Source organism: Sphingomonas sp. PSPC2-2 (assembly GCF_049897725.1).
Lineage (GTDB): Bacteria > Pseudomonadota > Alphaproteobacteria > Sphingomonadales > Sphingomonadaceae > Sphingomonas.
On sequence record NZ_JAFCWU010000014.1, the window covers coordinates 16,316 to 32,496 of the forward strand.

The following is a 16,181-nucleotide window of genomic DNA, read 5'->3' on the forward strand; positions in this document are numbered from 1 at the left end:
CTCAGTGGCGGAAGTGGCGAACGCCGGTGAACACCATCGCGAGGCCCGCTGCATCGGCCGCTGCGATCACTTCATCGTCGCGGATCGATCCGCCCGGCTGAATCACGGCGGTCGCGCCCGCCTCGACTGCTGCCAGGAGACCGTCGGCAAACGGGAAGAAGGCATCCGATGCTACCGCCGAACCGATCGTGCGCGGAGTTGCCCAACCCGCCTTCTCGGCGGCGTCCTTCGCCTTCCATGCGGCGATGCGCGCGGATTCGAGGCGGTTCATTTGCCCCGCACCAATGCCCGCGGTGCTGCCGCCCTTGGCGTAGACGATGGCGTTGGACTTGACGTGCTTGGCGATGGTCCAGGCGAAACGGCAATCGGCCAGTTCCTCGGCGGTCGGCTGGCGCTTGGTCACGACCTGCAGCTCGGGGTTGCTCGCGCCATCGCGCGTCTGCACCAGCCAGCCGCCGGTGATCGCCTTGGCGAGCAGACCGGGCCGCGCCGGGTTGGGCAGGTCGCCGGTCAGCAGCAACCGCAAATTCTTCTTGGCGGCGAAGATCGCCAGCGCCTCTTCATCGGCATCGGGCGCGACCACCACTTCGGTGAAGATCCCCGAAATCGCGCGCGCCGTCGCCCCGTCCAGCGCCCGGTTAAGCGCGATGATTCCGCCAAAAGCCGAAACCGTGTCGCACGCGAAGGCGGCGGCATAGGCCTGTTCGAGCGTGGTGCCGGTAGCGACGCCACAGGGGTTGGCGTGCTTGACGATGACGCAGGTCGGCGCAGCCTCGCGGAATTCGCTGACCAGATCGAGCGCGGCATCGGCGTCGTTGAGGTTGTTGTAGCTGAGTTCCTTGCCCTGCACCTGGCGCGCCTGGCCGATGCCGCGCGCGTGCGGGCCGCTGGCGGTGTAGAACGCCGCCGACTGGTGCGGGTTCTCGCCATAGCGCAAGGCCTGCCCGCGCTTGAGCGTCAGGGGCAGCGTTTCGGGGAAGCGTTCGCCCTGGTCGGCAAAGGCGAACCACTGCGCGATCATCCCGTCATAGGCGGCGGTCGCGGCATAAGCTTTGGCGGCGAAGCGACGGCGATCGGCAAGCGTGGTGCTGCCTTGCGCGACCACCGCATAATCCGCCGGATCGGTGACGATCGCGACAAAGGCATGGTTCTTCGCGGCCGAACGCACCATCGACGGCCCGCCAATATCGATATTCTCGATGATCTCGTCGCGCTCGGCACCCTTGGCGACGGTCGCCTCGAACGGATAGAGATTGACCACGACGAGATCGATCGCGCCGATGCCATGCTCCTCCATCGACGCGACATGCGCGGCATCGTCGCGCACCGCGAGCAGCCCGCCATGCACCACCGGGTGCAGCGTCTTGACCCGGCCGTCCATCATTTCGGGGAAACCGGTCAGGTCCGAAATGTCCCGTACGGTGAGACCCGCTTCGCGCAGCGCCTTGGCGGTGCCACCGGTCGAAACGAGTTCGACGCCTGTCTCGGCGAGCGAACGGGCGAGATCAACGATACCGGTCTTGTCGGACACCGACAGCAGCGCGCGGCGAATGGAGATGGTGGTCATGGGGTGCTCCAGGGGATGGCTTTGCGCGTCCCTGCCCGCTCGCCTGCGAAGATTCAACCGGTGCGGTTTATCCCGCGCGCTTGAACGCCCAGCTTACACTCGCCCCACCCGCAGGCGATTCGCCGCTGATAACGAGCTGCATGGTCGCATGCGGGCGGCCATCGGCATCGATCCACACGCTTTCCTCGACCGCCAGTGTGCCGCCGCGACAGCGGAACTGCCACAATCCGCCACCGGGCAACCGTAACAGCGCGGCAAGTCCGTCGGCAGTCGGCGAAACCTGCGCGCCCACGCCCAGGTGAAAACGGACGGCGAAGCCGGTTGCCGCCAACTTGCGGCGCTTGGTCGCGGGGAGGAGCATGTCCTCGCCACGCAGCTCGCGCCCGTCGCTCGCCAGAATGAGCTGGCGGCGATGGAGAAACCCGAAGCGGCGGGCATAGCCATCATGGCTTGCCTCGACGCGGCTCAACCCCTCGCTCTCCTGCCGAGCGAGCTCGACCTCGGATACACCGCGCCCGAGCGTGCCATCGGCGTGGATTGCGGTCGAATTGCTGTCGCCAACGATCAGCGTCGAATGCGCCGCTGTAGTCCGCAACCCTTCGGCCAGCGCCGCCGGAAGCTGCACGACGCCCGCGCGCGCCCCGCCGCAATTGACGACGAGCCGATGCGGGCCATCGGACATTTCGAAGGCCAGCGTCGATGCACACCCGCCCTCGACCAAACGCGCGATCGGCGGGGGTGCACCGTCGAGAATGACGACGGTGGATCCGGCCGCCAAACGCTGATAGCCCCACTCGCGCGCTTGCCGCAGCGGACGCGTGCGTACGCCCGTTGCCGCGATGATCTGGTCGAGCGCCGCCGCCCCAACCGGCGCGCCCCCTTGCCAACTGCTGACATCGCGGTCGCCGTGGCAGACGCCGAGCAAGGCGGGAACCAGCGCCGCGATCGCGTTGGTGACACTCGTCGGCGCTTCAAGCCGTCGCGCGGCATAGACTTCGCGGAGTGCGGTCAACAGCATCAGCAGATCGACCTGTGCGGCGGGCGCGCGGGCGACATTGCCGCCATCTTCGAAAATCGATGCGGCCAGCGCCTTGGCAAGCGCGGCTTCGGTGGCACTGCGCCGCACATCGCCGCCCGGGATCAACAACCCGGCTGCGACCACGCCGCACATCGCCGCAACGCGCGGCGCGCCCGGCGCGGCCTTTTCCGCCCCGCGGTCGATATGCCGTGCTCCACGCGCCAGCGTATTGAGAACACGGCTGCGGTAGACGAGATCGGTCGATGACAGGATAAGCGGTGCGTGCGCGGTCCACAGCAGGATCCGCCGCCCCCACAGATCGGCGCGCCACGCCGGTTCGCTGACCGTGTCGGCATGGGCATCGAGCCAACGCCGCATCAGCGCCTCGGCAATGGGGATTCCCTGCGCGCGCGTGGCAACGGTCGAGAGATCGCGCAGCCAGGAAAAACCGTGCAGATACTCGGCAAAAGCCTTGGAAAAATCCGGCTTGGCCAAATCGAGCGCCGCGATCGCGCGCGATTCGCCACGAAAGCTCAGTCGACCGTCGAGCAACGCGTTGCCGCGCCGGGCATCGCCCAAAAAGGGATCGTCCGGCACGGCGATCAGCTTCAGCGGATGGCGGCCCTTCAACCGCATCCCGTGAATGGGCGTGCGCCAGGTCAGCCGATGAAAGCGTTCGGCCAGACGTTCGGCCAGCGACAACCCTTTGTCTCCCCCTTGGCGGATTAGCCGCTTGCCTTCGTCGATGCTGTCGCCCTGCACATTGGGGCCGGACTCGATCGGGGCTCCAAGGGGGGACAGCTCAACCATCTAGCCGCGCAGGCCCGCGATATTGGCGGCGTAGGCCGCGGGGCCGCCGCGGAAGGTCGCCGTCCCCGCGACCAGCGCATCGGCCCCGGCAGCAATCGCCCGGGGCGCGGTGACAAGATCGATGCCGCCATCGACCTCCAGATCGACAGCATAGCCGCCCTTGTCGATCATCTTGCGCACCGCCTCGATCTTGCGCAGCGAACTTTCGATGAACGCCTGCCCGCCAAAGCCGGGATTGACGCTCATGATGAGGACAAGGTCGACCTCTTCCAGCAGATAATCGAGCGCCTTGGCCGGGGTCTGCGGGGTCAGTACCACGCCGGGGCGCTTGCCCAGGCTGCGGATGTGCTGGAGGCTGCGATGCGTGTGCGGCCCCGCTTCGACATGGATGCTGATCGTATCCGCGCCCGCCTCGGCAAAGGCGTCCAGATAGGGATCGACCGGCGCAATCATCAAATGCACGTCGAGCGGCTTGGCGGTGTGCGGGCGGATCGCCTTCACCACCGCCGGACCGATCGAGATATTGGGCACGAAATGCCCGTCCATCACATCGACATGGATCCAGTCCGCGCCGGCAAGGTCGATCGCGCGGACTTCCTCGCCCAATTTGGCGAAATCGGCGGACAGGATCGACGGCGCGATACGGACAGGACGGTATGTCATAAGCCTTCAGCCTCTAGCATGGCCACGACGCCGGGCAAGCAAGGGATTATCCGGCGCGGCGCAGCCGTGCGATGAAAAAGCCGTCATTGCCGCCGGGATCGACCATGCCGGGAAGCGTGCGCACCCAACCGCCGGGATTGGGCACGATGCCAACCGGAAGCGCGTCCTGCGCAACGGGCTCGATCGCATAATCGCTGCGTGCGGCCAGAAAACGCTTCAACTGCGCCTCTCCCTCGGCCGGTTCAAGCGAACAGGTCGCGAAAACAAGCGTCCCGCCCGGCTTTACCCAATCGGCGGCACGGGCAAGCAATTTTGCCTGCAACGCGGCCAATTCGGTGATTTGCGAGGGACGGATGCGGTGCAGCACGTCCGGATGACGGCGAAAGATCCCCGTCGCGCTGCAGGGTGCGTCGAGCAGCACGGCATCTGCGGGAGCCGATGGCGACCACAAGAGCAGATCGGCCGCGATCACCTCTGCCGTCAGATGCGTGCGCTCCAGATTTTCGCGAAGTCGCGCCAGACGACTTTCCGAAGAATCAACCGAGGTGACGCTCCAGCCTGCGCTCGCGAGTTGCATCGTCTTGCCGCCGGGGGCGGCGCACAGGTCCAGCGCAACGCCGGGGCCACGCCCGAGCAAGCGCGCGGGCAGCGAAGCGGCGATATCCTGTACCCACCAACTTCCGTCCTCGAATCCCGGCAATTCGGGCACATGCGCCGAGGGCAGGCGCATATGGCCGGGCAGCAGCGACACGCCGCCCAGCGCCTCCGCCATCGCAGCCGTAGTGGCCGGATCGGCCAGCGTCAGGTCGAGCGGTGGCGGGGCTGCCATTGCGCGCTCGGCCGCCTCAATCCCGTCATCGCCCCAGGCGGCGTGCCACCGGATCGCCACCGGATCGGGCAGGGTCGGCTGTTCGGGAAGCTGGTCGCCACCGCGCATCAACGTGCCGAACACGCCGTGGACGAGCTTGCGCGGGCCGCCATCGACCAGCGGCAGCACGGTCGAGATCGCGGCGTGCGGCGGCGTGCCGAGCGACAAGGCCTGGACGAGCGCAATGCGCAGCGCAAAGCGCGCCTTGGCATCATCGGGCAGCCGCGTCTTGGTCGCCGAATCGATCAACGCGTCGAGATCGGGCAAGCGGCGCAGTACTTCGGCGGCGATGGCATGGGCCAGCGCCCGGTCGTCGGCACGCTCGATTCCCGCCGTTGCGCGCCCGATCGCCACCTCCAGCGGCAGGCCCTGGCGTAATACGGCATCGAGCAGGCGCAGTGCCGCGCGCCGCGCGGGAACACCCGGCGGATCGACCGGTTCGGGCTTGGGCATATAGCGGCGGGGCGGCGGAAGGGTCAAAAGCGGGGTCTCACAATCTTGCAGGCGCTGGGTTGAATTGGGCGGAAAGACCGCCGATGTCACGCGGGATACGGCATCATGCCGCCCCAAGGACACCTCCATGGCCCGCCGCCCGCCGCATGTGAAGCCACCTGCCTATCTCAGCGCGAACCCGCCGCTGCCGCAGCCCGAGCCGAAACCGGCGGCGATGGCCGGGCAAAGTGCGAAGGGCGACCCCGATGGCCTTGATCCCACCCGCTATGGCGATTGGGAGTCAAAGGGTATCGCGATCGACTTTTAGTAGCGGCTATTCCGGGCGTAGCGGGCGCGCGAGCAGCGCGCCCACCACGGCATGGACTTCGCGCCCGTCAAGCAGCGCGCACACCGCCTCCACCACCGGCATGTCGACGCCCGCTGCCGCCGCCGCATCGCGCAGCACTGGCGCGGTGAACGCGCCCTCTGCGACGGTCAGGCGATCGGCAAGCAGGTCCGCCGCGCACTTGCCCTGGCCCAATCCCATGCCGAGCGAGAAATTGCGCGAACTGGTCGACGAACAGGTCAGCACCAGATCGCCCAACCCCGACAGGCCGCTGAGCGTTTCCGCCCGCGCACCGCGCGCCAGGCCAAAGCGCGTCATCTCTGCAAAGCCGCGCGCGATCAGCGCGGCGCGTGCATTCTGGCCGAGCCCCGCGCCCTCGACCACGCCGCACGCGATCGCGAGCACATTCTTGACCGCCCCGCCAATCTCGGCACCGATCACATCGGTCGAGGCATAGGGGCGGAAGCTGGGACTAGCGAGCCGATCGGCCAGCGCCGCGCCGAGCGCAGCGTCGGCACAGGCCAGCGTGACTGCGGTCGGCTGCCCCGCCGCTACTTCATGCGCAAAGGTCGGGCCGGACAGCACTGCAATCGGCGCTTCAGGATGGAGCTGTTGCGCCACTTCGCCGACCAGAAACTGCGTCCCCGCCTCAATCCCCTTGGCGCACAGCACCAGCGGCGTCGTGCCGACCGGGGTTTCGGCCAACACCGCGCGGACGTGCTGCGCGGGCGCGACGACCAGCAACGCATCGCACGCCGCGAGATCCCCAAGCGCGCCGGTCGCCCGGATCGAGGGCGGCAGCGCAATGCCTGCGAGAAAGCGGCTATTCTCGTGCGTCTGGTTGATCGAAGCGACCACGTCGGGCTCGCGCGCCCATAGCAAGACAGGATCACCGCCGCGCGCGGCAACCTGTGCCAACGCGGTGCCCCAGGCCCCGCCGCCAATGACGCCGATCTTCATGCCTTCACCCCCGCGCCGCGCACCGCTTCGGCCCCCGGATCGAGCGGCCAGCGCGGCCGCGCGGCAATGTCGAGCGGGTCGGTCAAACCTTTGGCAAAGCGCTCCGCCCCGGCCCAGCCGATCATCGCGGCATTGTCGGTACACAGCCACAAAGGCGGCGCGACGAAGCGCAGGCCGTTGGTGTCCGCCAGCCCGCTGAGTGCCGCCCGCACCGCGCCATTCGCCGCAACCCCGCCCGCGACCACCAGCGCCGTCGCCCCCGCGGCACGATCAAGCGCGCGCGCGGTGCGATCGAGCAGGCAATCGATCACCGCTGCCTGGAACGAGGCGGCCAAATCCTCGACGCTCCATGTCTTGGCGTCGTGTGCGCGCACCACCGCACTTTTCAGGCCCGCGAAGGAGAAATGCGGCTCGGCGGAGCCCTTCAGCGGGCGTGGCAATGGCACGATCGGCCGCCCCAAAGCCGCTGCGGCCTCGACCGCCGGGCCACCGGGAAAGCCCAGCCCCAACACCTTGGCGGTCTTGTCGAACGCTTCCCCAGCCGCATCGTCGATCGTGGTGGCGAGGCGGCGATAGCGCGCAACGCCTTCGACCAGCAGCAACTGGCAATGCCCGCCCGACACCAACAGCAAGAGATAGGGGAAAGCGAGATCGGGATCGGCCAGGCGCGGTGACAGGGCGTGGCCTTCGAGATGGTTGACCGCGATCAGCGGCTTGCCCGCCGCATGCGCCAGCGCCTTGCCCGTGACCAGCCCGACCATCACCCCACCGATCAGGCCCGGCCCGGCGGTTGCCGCAATCGCATCGACATCGGCCAGCGTTACCCCGGCATCGGCCAATGCGGCTTCGACCAGCGGGGCCAGCACTTCGACATGCGCGCGCGCCGCGATTTCGGGCACCACCCCGCCAAACGGCCGGTGCGCTGCCTCCTGTCCCGCCAGGCGGTGAGCGAGGACGCGCCGGTCAGACGAGATCACCGCGGCGGCGGTTTCGTCACAGCTCGATTCAAGACCAAGGATCAGTGCCATGCCCCGCCCCCTAGCGTGTTGCGCGGCGCTTGTCGAAATCGGGTGGTTTCGCCAAGAGGGGTATCACGAAACCAGAGGACCCGCGTGACCCATCCGCAATTCAGACTCGGCACGCGCGGATCGCCGCTTGCGCTCGTCCAGGCCAATATGGTGCGCGACACGCTGGCCCGGGCGCATGGCTGGACCGCCGATGCGATCGAGATCGTTCCGATCAAGACCACGGGCGACCGCGTGCAGAATGTCGCGCTCGCCGAAATCGGCGGCAAGGCACTGTGGACCAAGGAACTCGACCGCGCATTGCTGTCGGGTGAGATCGATTGCGCGGTGCATTCGATGAAGGATGTCGAGACGATCCGCCCCGCCGACATTGCCATCGCGGCGATGCTGCCGCGTGCCGATGTCCGCGACCGGCTGATCGGGGCCGAAAGCATCGCCGCACTGCGCCGGGGCGCGGTGATCGGCACCAGCTCGCCACGCCGAGTCGCACAATTGCGACGGATACGCCCCGATCTGGCGACCGTGCTGTTTCGCGGAAATGTCGATACGCGCCTGGCCAAGGTCGCGGCGGGTGCCGTCGATGCCTCCATGCTGGCGGCAGCAGGGCTCGACCGGCTTGGCCGCCCCGATGTCGGTGTCGCCATCGCGATTGACATCATGCTGCCCGCGCCCGCGCAAGGCGCGGTCGGGATCGAGGCGCGGGCGAGCGACACGCGGATGCTCGGCTGGCTCGCCGCAATCGATGATGCAGCGACGCACTGCTGTGTGCTGGTCGAACGCGCCTTGCTCGCCGCATTGCAGGCCGATTGCCATTCGCCGGTCGCTGCGCTGGCGACACGCGACGGCGACACCATCCGCCTGCGCGCCGAATTGTTCGCCGAGGATGGCAGCGCACACGTTTCGGGCGAAGCTTGCGCGGCCGTTGGCGATGCCACGCTCGCCGCGCGGCTGGCGGCCGATTTGCTGGCGCGGGCTCCGGCGTCGGTACGGCGGCTGTTCGCGGCGTGACCACACTGGCGGTGTTGCGGCCCGAGCCGGGCAATGCCGCCACCGTCGCCCGCGCACAGGCCGCCGGGTTCGCAACACTATCACTCCCGCTGTTCGCGGTGGGCGCGCTTCCCTGGGATGTCTCCGATCCCACACTCTACGATTCGCTCATTCTGACCAGCGCCAACGCGCTTCGGCTCGGCGGGCCCGGGCTCGAAGCGCTGCGGGAACTCCCCGTGCTGGCGGTCGGGCCGCATACGGCGGCGGCGGCACGCGCGGCGGGTTTTGACGTCATTGCGACCGGTGACGGCAACGCCGCCGACATAGCGGCCATCGCCACCGCGCACGGGCTTGCCAACGCCTTGCACCTCACCGGTCGCGATCGCACGCTGGAGCGGGGCGGAGCCGTTGCGGCGGTGGTGCCCGTCTATGAAAGCGTCACCATCCCCGTCGATGATTCAGCGCTTCGCGCGCTCGCCGGAACCACCGCGTTGTTGCATTCGGCACGCGCCGCGCGCCGACTGGCGGGGCTGCTCGAACATCTGGGGATGGATCGCGCGGCCCTGGACATCGCCGCCTTCAGCCCGGCAATCGCCACCGCCGCCGGGCGCGGTTGGCGCGCGCTCGCCATCGCGGCGACGCCGGACGATGCAGCCTTGTTCGCTGCGGTGGAGGCGCGCGGCGGCACGACGAGCCGTTGACCGCCCGCGTCATGGCCCCGATAAGGCAGCTATGGACGACACACCGCCTCCCGTCCCCGAAACCGCGCCCGCTCGTTTCGATTCGCCGCAGGTCGAGCCGGTCGCGGCGCGTACCGTGCCGCCCTTCGTGCCGCCCCCGCGGGTCGCGACGTCGGACGGCCTCGGCTGGCGGCGGGCGATCGCGCTCGGGCTGATCGCGTTCCTGATCGGGGCGAGCGCCACCGCTTTCGTCATCTTGCGCCTCGTCCGGGGCGGCGACACCAAGCCGGTCGCCACCGTCACGCTACCGGTTGGCAGCAACGGACAAGCGCCGGTCGTAATCGTGCCGAGCAAGACCAACGCCCCGGTCCCGACGATCGACCTTGCCGCCTTGTCCAGCCGCGAAGCCGAACTGGCCGACAAGATCGGCGATCTGGAAGCACGGTCGGGAACGATCGATCGCGATGCACGGCGCGCCTCTGGCTATGCGACGCGGAGCGAGGGGTTGATGGTCGCCTTCGCCGCTCGCCGTGCGCTCGACCGCGGGCTCAATCTGGGGTTTCTCGAGGATCAGTTGCGCGAACGCTTCGGTAGCGTGCAGCCTGCGGCGATCGCCACCATCGTGCAAGCCGCGCGCGAACCGGTGACGCTGGAGGATCTGCGCATCGGGCTCGACGGGGTTGCGCCCGAGCTCATGACCGGGATGGCCAGCACCGGCTGGTGGCAAAGCCTGAAACGCGAACTCAGCAATCTGGTGGTCGTGCGCAAGGCGGGAACACCTTCGCCGCTGCCGGTCGATCGCGTCGCGCGCGCGCGCCGTTTGCTGGATGCCGGGCAGGTCGAGGCGGCCCTCGCCGAAGTTTCGCGCACACCCGGTGCCCCGCGGGCGGAGCGCTGGACGAGCGCAGCACGGCGTTACATCGCAGCGCGTCGCGCACTCGACACGATCGAAAGTGCGGCGCTTTTTGCCCCGAGTGTCAATGCCGCGCCCGCTATAGCCGTCGCGCCCGCGCCAGCACCGGCGGTTCGGACCGCACAGGGCGCGGCTGCACCCGGCGGCGCAACGCCACAGCCGGAGTCGCCCCCCCAGCCGCGCTAGCCGTCGATCCGTTGGATCAGTGCCATCGCCCCGGCCGGCGCGCGCACCTTTGCGCCGTTGATGAAGAACACGAAGGTATCGCGGGGGACTTCGGGCGCGGGCTCGGCAAAACGCACCAGGGGATCGGGTGCCTCGCCCCGGGCCCAGCCGCGCGCCACATCGGCCCAGCGATCCAGCGCTGCAGGCGCATAGCCGGTGGGTTCTTCCTCCACTGCGGCTTCGAGCCGGGCATAGACAAAATCGCCGCTGACATCGGCAATCGCGGGATAGTCCGCCGAATCGGCATAGACAATCGCCACACCGGCGGCCCGCGCCAGCGCGACGAATTCGGGAACCTGGAAACTGGCGTGTCGAACCTGCACCGCGTGACGTAACGCGACCCCATCTTGGTGCTGCGGCAGCAGCTTGAGGAAGGCCCCGAAATCATCGGGATCGAACTGCTTGGTTGCCATAAACTGCCATAGGATCGGCCCCAACCGATCTCCGAGCTCGACAATCCCTTGCCCCGTGAAGCGAGCGATCGACTCGCCTGCTTCGGCCAGGACCTTGCGGTTGGTGCAATAGCGCGAGGCCTTCAGCGCGAACACAAAACCGTCCGGCACCGCCTTTGCCCAGGAAGCGAACGTCGCGGGCTTTTGCGACGAATAATAGGTCCCGTTGACCTCGATCGCGGTCAGCCGTGCCGCCGCATATTCAAGTTCGCGCTTGATCGGCCATTTATCGGGGAAAAACACCCCGCGCCACGGCTCATAGGTCCAGCCGCCAATGCCGATTCGGATTTTGCCTGTGGTCATGGGGCCGAAGCTAAACCACACGCGCATCGCGTGCCACCGCCGCGATGCCGGTATCTACGGGACTGCGAAGGTTGGAAATCCTGGCTTTGCGGCCGCTGTCACGGCGCGGACTGGTCGGCGAGTGGACGATCTCCGTTTCGGGGCCGCCGATCTCCATCAATCGTCATGAGCGTCCAACAGCGCGCGCAGTCGATCGGCATCCGCTGGCGTGGCGGGGTTGTATATGATCATCCCGAGTTCGGGCCGCCCTTCGACCGCGAAGGACGAGAATTCCATGGCAAGCAGCCCCGCCTCTGGGTGATGGATGCGCTTTACCCCCTCGCCGTGCGCCACCACATCATTGTCTTGCCACAGGGCCTCGAACTGCGGGCTCACGCGACACAATTCACTGACCAGCCTGGTTACTGCCGCGCTGTTATTGGCACCGGCACGCGCTACGTCCGCGCGAAAGGCACCGACAACGAAGCGGGCGACGCCGTCCCAATCCGCGTTTCGGAGGCGGACCTGATCGCTCCCGAACATCAGGCGGAGGATGTTGCGGTCTTCGCGCGGCAGCTTGGCGTAATCGGTCAGCAGCAGCGCCGCCGCCCGGTTCCACCCGACAACATCCCACATTGCTGTTTTGACGATCGCGGGGCTCAGCACCATCCCGTCCAGCACGCGTTGCAGCCGGGGGGAGATCCCGTCGACGGCCTGGTAACGCGCCTCCGGCGGGCGGCCGAGGCCCAGCATGTAGAGGTGCTCGCGCTCCGGCTCGGTCAGCATCAGCCCTTTGGCAATGCGGTCCAGTACGTCGGCTGATGGCGCGCCACCGCGCCCCTGCTCCAGCCAAGTGTACCATGTCGGGCTGATGTTCGCGCGGCTGGCAACTTCCTCGCGGCGCAGCCCCGGCGTACGCCGTCGACTGCTGTCGAACCCTAATGCCACAGGGTCAAGGCGGGTGCGGCGGTCGCGAAGATAGGCTCCGAGCAGGTTGGGCGTTTCGCCGGCCATGATCGATCCTGTTACGGGTTATACCATGATAACGTCACTACTTTAACAGGTTCTCCTGGGTCGCGATATGCCGCCCCGGCACAAGGAGACTATTTTATGCGCGTGTTCCTGACCGGCGCGACCGGGTTCATCGGCTCGCACGTCATTCCCAAACTCTTGGATCGCGGCCATCAGGTGCTCGGTCTCACCCGTTCCGAGGCCGGTGCCAGGCACCTCGAAGCGGTCGGCGTCGAAGTCCACCGTGGCGACCTCGAACAGCCCGAGACGCTCGCCCGCGGCGCTGCGGCGGCCGATGCCGTGATCCATTGCGCGTTCGATCACAATTTCCAGACATTTTTCGAGAATACCAAGAAGGACCAACGCAACATCGCCGCGATGGGCGAGGCGCTGGAGGGGACGCAGAAGCCGATCCTGATTACCTCGGGCGTTGGCATCGGCACGCCGCTCAACGGCGGCCCGGCGACCGAGGACGTGCTAAACCCGCGCCACGCCAATCCGCGTATCGCGACCGAGCTTGCTGGCGCGGCGCTGATCGCGCGACGCATCGATGTCCGCACCATCCGGCTGCCGCAGGTCCACGACACTAGCAGGGCCGGACTGATCACGCCGCTGATCGCCGAGGCCCGCCGGTCCGGTGCGATCGCGTATCTGGGCGAGGGCAAGACCCGCTGGTCTGCCGCGCACGTCAGCGACGTCGCCGAGCTTTACGTCCTGGCACTGGAGAAGGGCGAGCCGGGCGCGCGCTACAATGCGTCGGTGGAGGAGGGCGTCACGGCGCGCGCCATCGCTGAAGCGATCGGGAAGGGAAGCGGGCTGCCGGTCCGCTCGATCGCGGCCGACGAAGTCGAACGCTATTTTGGCTGGATGGCCCCCTTCGCAGCGCTCGACATGGTCGCGTCGAACGCCTGGACGCGCGCGCGGCTGGGATGGGAGCCGACGGGACCCGATCTGCTCACCGACCTCGCCGCAATGGACTATTCGGCGCTCGCCTAGGCCGCATCCACCGCTGTTGCGGGCCATGCCCGTGCCACCACGACCGCCGAAAACCGCAAATATCGAACCTGAACGGACAGCGTTACCGGTGAAGCGCCCGGGCACCTCCGCGTGCCTTCGACCTTATCGTGTCTGACTGCTCGAATACGGTCGATCTGCAGGTTGAGCCGCCCACGCCGTGTTTGGCTTCGATTGCATAGTGAACCGCAACTCTCCGCCCGCCATGATCTGGTCGTGACGCAGATAGGCGCGGGTTATGGGGACACCGTTCAAGCTGACGGATCGGACAAACGGATGGCTGTCGTCGAGCCCGTCCGCCACGATGGTGAGGCGCTTACCGTTAGGCAGCGTTAAAGTCGCCCGATCGACGAACGGCCGACCAATCACATATTCGAGGCTGCCTGGCGTCACCGGGTAGAAGCCCAGCGCCGTGAAGACCAGCCATGCCGACATTTGCCCGAGGTCGTCATTGCCGGACAGACCGTCGGGGGTCGGATGATATTGGCTCTCGACGATCTGTTTCAGCCGCGCCTGGGTACGCCACGGCGCGCCAGCATAGCTGTAAAGATAGGCGACGTGATGGCTCGGCTCATTGCCGTGGATGTACTGGCCGATCAGCCCGGCGATATCCTCGGCGTGGCTGTAATCCAGCTTCGAAGTGTCGTAATCGAACATCGCATCGAGCTTGGCAATCGTCGCGCCATCGCCGCCGAGCGCGGTCGTCAACGCCGCCTGGTCCTGCGGTACGAACCAGCTATATTGCCAGGCGTTGCCTTCGGTATAATCCGATCCGTAATTGATGGCGGTCGGGTCGAACGGGGTGCGGAAGCTGCCGTCCGCCTTGCGCGCGCGAACGAAACCGGTTCTTCCATCGAAGCTGTTGCGCCAGTTGTGCGCGCGCTTCTCGAAGGTCGCGGCGACGTCGCTGCGCCCCATCGCGCGTGCCATGCGGGCGATGGTCCAATCGTCATAGGCATATTCGACGGTCTTCGAGGCGGCTTCTGGCTCGCGGTCGATCGGTACGTAGCCAAGCTTCATATAGTCGCCGAGACCGCCGTAGGGGGCATAGGTCGCACTCGCCACCATCGCGGCGAGCGCGGCGTTTGCATCGAACCCGCGAATCCCTTTCAGATAGGCATCCGCGATAACCGGAGCGGCATGATAGCCGATCATGGTCCAGGTCTCGCGTCCCTGGAACTGCCATACCGGCAGGATGCCATCGGGGCTGTTCTCGCGGCTCGCAACGAGCGAGCGCACCACGTCGTTCGTGGTGCTGGCCGGTTGCACCAATGTCAGCAGGGGGTGTTCGGCGCGGAACGTATCCCATAGCGAGAAGGTCGAGCGGAAAGTATAACCGGTTGCGCGATGCACTTGGTTGTCGGGCCCGCGATACCGGCCGTCGGCATCTCCAGCCACCGAAGGGGCTAGCAGGCTGTGATACAACGCCGTGGCAACGCTCTTCTGCATCGCGACGGGTGCTGCGATCTCGAGGACGTCGAGCGCTGCGCGCCAGGCTGCGGTGGTGCGGGCGTGCACGGCATCAAAATCGCCGGGTTCGCTGGCGAGATTGGCAACCGCACCCGCCTCATCGACCGATGAAATCGCGATCTTCACCTCGAGTGGACGCGTGAGTGCGCCGAAATCGAGCCGCGCGACGAGCGCGCGGCCCGATCGTTCCGCGACGGCGTCGGTTCTTCGCCCCGGGCCCTGGAATCCGCGGTAAGCGACGTCCTTCTCGGTGCTAATGAAGGCGTGCCCGGCGAGCGGGGTTGAGAAGTGCATCGCGAAATATAGTTTGCGGTCCGGTGCCCATCCGCGCGTCTCCCGCGCGCCGACCAGCGTCCCGTCCGGCATCAGCCGAAGCGAGGCCCACAAGACCTTGCCCGGATAATTGTAGAGCGATGACCGCAGATCCAGCACCAGATGCGCGGCCTTGCCCGGGGCGAAGGTGTACCGATGCACCCCGATCCGCGTGCCCGCGGTCATCTCGGCTCGCACGGCTGGATCGGTCAGGGTCACGGCGTAATAGCCCGGGGTGGCCACCTCGCTTGCATGATTGAAACGCGATCGATAGCCCGACCCCGGCTTGGCCACGTCGCCGGGCTCGAGCGGGACAGCATCGCCCGACGTCGGCATCACCAGGAAATCGCCGAGATCGGAATGCCCTGCGCCCGAGAAATGGGTCGCTGAAAAGCCTTCGATGGTCGGGTCGGAATAGCGATATCCCGCCGCCCATTTATAGCTGTCGCGGATGACATGGCCGGTATCGGTATCGGGGCTCAGCTGCACCATGCCAAACGGTGCCGCAGCCCCGGGGAAGGTATGCCCTTCACCACCCGTCCCGATCATCGGATCGACGTGGTCGAAGGTGGATTGTGCGCCAAGCGGCGCGGCGGCGAGCGCAGCGATCAAAATCAGCGGCAGGTGTATACGGGCAATCCTCATAGCACGCTTAGAGCATTGCTGCGCGTTCGGCGGAAGGCCGCGCATCGGACCGTATCAACGGATGTCGCTTCCGGGAGCGTCAAAAATGGCGGCAGGCAAAAAGCAGGTAGCTCAACCTTGGGCCCGGCTGGGTCGATCGGAAGATCGAACGCCGCACACCGCCAGACTTCAAATTCGCGTCAGCCCCCGTCGGGACATAGGAGAAGGCCCGCGATCGGTGCGACTCCAAGGGGATTTCAGGTTTTGGTGCCGGAGCAATTCACGCTGTGAACTGCCGATTCGGAAGACTGGAGCGGGCGAAGGGATTCGAACCCTCGACCCCAACCTTGGCAAGGTTGTGCTCTACCCCTGAGCTACGCCCGCTCTGGCGTTACGGCCCAATCAGTCGCTGACTGGGCGGGTAAGGCGGCGGGCTCTAACAGCGACATGCGGACTCGGCAACCCCCTTATCGCAGCAAAGTGCATTCCCTGCCCCAATCATGCGAAAAGGGTTGGCTTCGC

General features: G+C 67.1%; 14 protein-coding genes and 1 tRNA gene. 5 read left to right on the top strand and 10 right to left on the bottom strand.

From position 1 onward, the window contains the following. Position 1: 1 nt before the first annotated feature. The 4 genes from purH to ACP7BY_RS18985 form a co-directional block, all read right to left on the bottom strand. Positions 2–1,567 (bottom strand): bifunctional phosphoribosylaminoimidazolecarboxamide formyltransferase/IMP cyclohydrolase, encoded by a 1,566-nt coding sequence (gene purH, locus ACP7BY_RS18970; protein WP_033967533.1) that lies wholly within the window; start codon positions 1,565–1,567, stop codon positions 2–4. 67 nt (positions 1,568–1,634) lie between these two features. Then, positions 1,635–3,395: a heparinase II/III family protein gene (locus ACP7BY_RS18975; protein ID WP_171010589.1), complete on the bottom strand. Its 1,761-nt coding sequence runs from the start codon at positions 3,393–3,395 to the stop codon at positions 1,635–1,637. After that, positions 3,396–4,058 (bottom strand): ribulose-phosphate 3-epimerase, encoded by a 663-nt coding sequence (gene rpe / locus ACP7BY_RS18980; RefSeq protein WP_033967531.1) that lies wholly within the window; start codon positions 4,056–4,058, stop codon positions 3,396–3,398. A gap of 46 nt (positions 4,059–4,104) precedes the next feature. Further along, the gene (locus tag ACP7BY_RS18985; protein ID WP_137903152.1) at positions 4,105–5,379 is read right to left on the bottom strand and encodes an RsmB/NOP family class I SAM-dependent RNA methyltransferase; all 1,275 of its coding nucleotides are present in this window, start codon (positions 5,377–5,379) and stop codon (positions 4,105–4,107) included. A 127-nt stretch (positions 5,380–5,506) separates the two neighbouring features. Here ACP7BY_RS18985 and ACP7BY_RS18990 point away from each other — a divergent pair, with 127 nt between their 5' ends. After that, positions 5,507–5,686 (top strand): DUF1674 domain-containing protein, encoded by a 180-nt coding sequence (locus tag ACP7BY_RS18990; protein WP_033967577.1) that lies wholly within the window; start codon positions 5,507–5,509, stop codon positions 5,684–5,686. Between the two features lie 6 nt (positions 5,687–5,692). Here ACP7BY_RS18990 and ACP7BY_RS18995 read toward each other — a convergent pair whose 3' ends face one another. Both ACP7BY_RS18995 and tsaD read right to left on the bottom strand, forming a co-directional pair. Continuing rightward, positions 5,693–6,664: an NAD(P)H-dependent glycerol-3-phosphate dehydrogenase gene (locus ACP7BY_RS18995; RefSeq protein ID WP_033967529.1), complete on the bottom strand. Its 972-nt coding sequence runs from the start codon at positions 6,662–6,664 to the stop codon at positions 5,693–5,695. Further along, the gene (gene tsaD, locus ACP7BY_RS19000; protein ID WP_137903145.1) at positions 6,661–7,692 is read right to left on the bottom strand and encodes a tRNA (adenosine(37)-N6)-threonylcarbamoyltransferase complex transferase subunit TsaD; all 1,032 of its coding nucleotides are present in this window, start codon (positions 7,690–7,692) and stop codon (positions 6,661–6,663) included. The genes ACP7BY_RS18995 and tsaD overlap by 4 nt, the downstream gene beginning before the upstream one ends. A gap of 84 nt (positions 7,693–7,776) precedes the next feature. Between tsaD and hemC the strand changes: the two genes are divergently transcribed. The 3 genes from hemC to ACP7BY_RS19015 are packed head-to-tail and all read left to right on the top strand — an operon-like array spanning position 7,777 to position 10,455. Further along, entirely contained in the window at positions 7,777–8,697 is a 921-nt protein-coding gene (gene hemC / locus ACP7BY_RS19005; protein WP_137903144.1) for a hydroxymethylbilane synthase, read from the top strand. Continuing rightward, positions 8,694–9,377, top strand: coding sequence for a uroporphyrinogen-III synthase (locus ACP7BY_RS19010; RefSeq protein ID WP_033967528.1), 684 nt, complete (start codon positions 8,694–8,696; stop codon positions 9,375–9,377). The genes hemC and ACP7BY_RS19010 overlap by 4 nt, the downstream gene beginning before the upstream one ends. A 31-nt stretch (positions 9,378–9,408) precedes the next feature. Continuing rightward, a complete protein-coding gene (locus ACP7BY_RS19015) occupies positions 9,409–10,455 on the top strand; it encodes a hypothetical protein (RefSeq protein WP_249340888.1) in 1,047 nt (348 codons plus the stop codon). Here ACP7BY_RS19015 and ACP7BY_RS19020 read toward each other — a convergent pair. Both ACP7BY_RS19020 and ACP7BY_RS19025 read right to left on the bottom strand, forming a co-directional pair. Continuing rightward, positions 10,452–11,249 (bottom strand): DUF72 domain-containing protein, encoded by a 798-nt coding sequence (locus tag ACP7BY_RS19020; protein WP_137903143.1) that lies wholly within the window; start codon positions 11,247–11,249, stop codon positions 10,452–10,454. The two genes, ACP7BY_RS19015 and ACP7BY_RS19020, sit on opposite strands and share 4 nt — an antisense overlap. A gap of 156 nt (positions 11,250–11,405) precedes the next feature. Next, positions 11,406–12,242 (bottom strand): helix-turn-helix transcriptional regulator, encoded by an 837-nt coding sequence (locus ACP7BY_RS19025; protein WP_033967527.1) that lies wholly within the window; start codon positions 12,240–12,242, stop codon positions 11,406–11,408. A gap of 96 nt (positions 12,243–12,338) precedes the next feature. On the opposite strand from ACP7BY_RS19025, the gene ACP7BY_RS19030 reads away from it, so the two are divergent. Then, the gene (locus tag ACP7BY_RS19030) at positions 12,339–13,235 is read left to right on the top strand and encodes an SDR family oxidoreductase (RefSeq protein WP_137903142.1); all 897 of its coding nucleotides are present in this window, start codon (positions 12,339–12,341) and stop codon (positions 13,233–13,235) included. A 123-nt stretch (positions 13,236–13,358) separates the two neighbouring features. Here the strand turns inward: ACP7BY_RS19030 and ACP7BY_RS19035 are convergent, their stop codons facing one another. Further along, on the bottom strand, positions 13,359–15,680 hold the full coding sequence (locus tag ACP7BY_RS19035; RefSeq protein WP_033967526.1) for a GH92 family glycosyl hydrolase: 2,322 nt from the start codon (positions 15,678–15,680) through the stop codon (positions 13,359–13,361). Between the two features lie 288 nt (positions 15,681–15,968). Continuing rightward, positions 15,969–16,043: transfer RNA gene (locus ACP7BY_RS19040), tRNA-Gly, on the bottom strand. Positions 16,044–16,181: the final 138 nt, after the last annotated feature.

Bases quoted from the DNA above. Each gene is read 5' to 3' on its own strand.
- purH (WP_033967533.1), bottom strand. From the start codon at position 1,567: ATGACCACCATCTCCATTCGCCGCGCGCTGCTGTCGGTGTCCGACAAG.
- ACP7BY_RS19030 (WP_137903142.1), top strand. From the start codon at position 12,339: ATGCGCGTGTTCCTGACCGGCGCGACCGGGTTCATCGGCTCGCACGTC.
- ACP7BY_RS19020 (WP_137903143.1), bottom strand. From the start codon at position 11,249: ATGACCACAGGCAAAATCCGAATCGGCATTGGCGGCTGGACCTATGAG.
- rpe (WP_033967531.1), bottom strand. From the start codon at position 4,058: ATGACATACCGTCCTGTCCGTATCGCGCCGTCGATCCTGTCCGCCGAT.
- ACP7BY_RS18995 (WP_033967529.1), bottom strand. From the start codon at position 6,664: ATGAAGATCGGCGTCATTGGCGGCGGGGCCTGGGGCACCGCGTTGGCA.
- ACP7BY_RS19025 (WP_033967527.1), bottom strand. From the start codon at position 12,242: ATGGCCGGCGAAACGCCCAACCTGCTCGGAGCCTATCTTCGCGACCGC.
- ACP7BY_RS18985 (WP_137903152.1), bottom strand. From the start codon at position 5,379: ATGCCCAAGCCCGAACCGGTCGATCCGCCGGGTGTTCCCGCGCGGCGC.
- tsaD (WP_137903145.1), bottom strand. From the start codon at position 7,692: ATGGCACTGATCCTTGGTCTTGAATCGAGCTGTGACGAAACCGCCGCC.
- ACP7BY_RS19035 (WP_033967526.1), bottom strand. From the start codon at position 15,680: ATGAGGATTGCCCGTATACACCTGCCGCTGATTTTGATCGCTGCGCTC.
- ACP7BY_RS18990 (WP_033967577.1), top strand. From the start codon at position 5,507: ATGGCCCGCCGCCCGCCGCATGTGAAGCCACCTGCCTATCTCAGCGCG.
- ACP7BY_RS19015 (WP_249340888.1), top strand. From the start codon at position 9,409: ATGGACGACACACCGCCTCCCGTCCCCGAAACCGCGCCCGCTCGTTTC.
- ACP7BY_RS18975 (WP_171010589.1), bottom strand. From the start codon at position 3,395: ATGGTTGAGCTGTCCCCCCTTGGAGCCCCGATCGAGTCCGGCCCCAAT.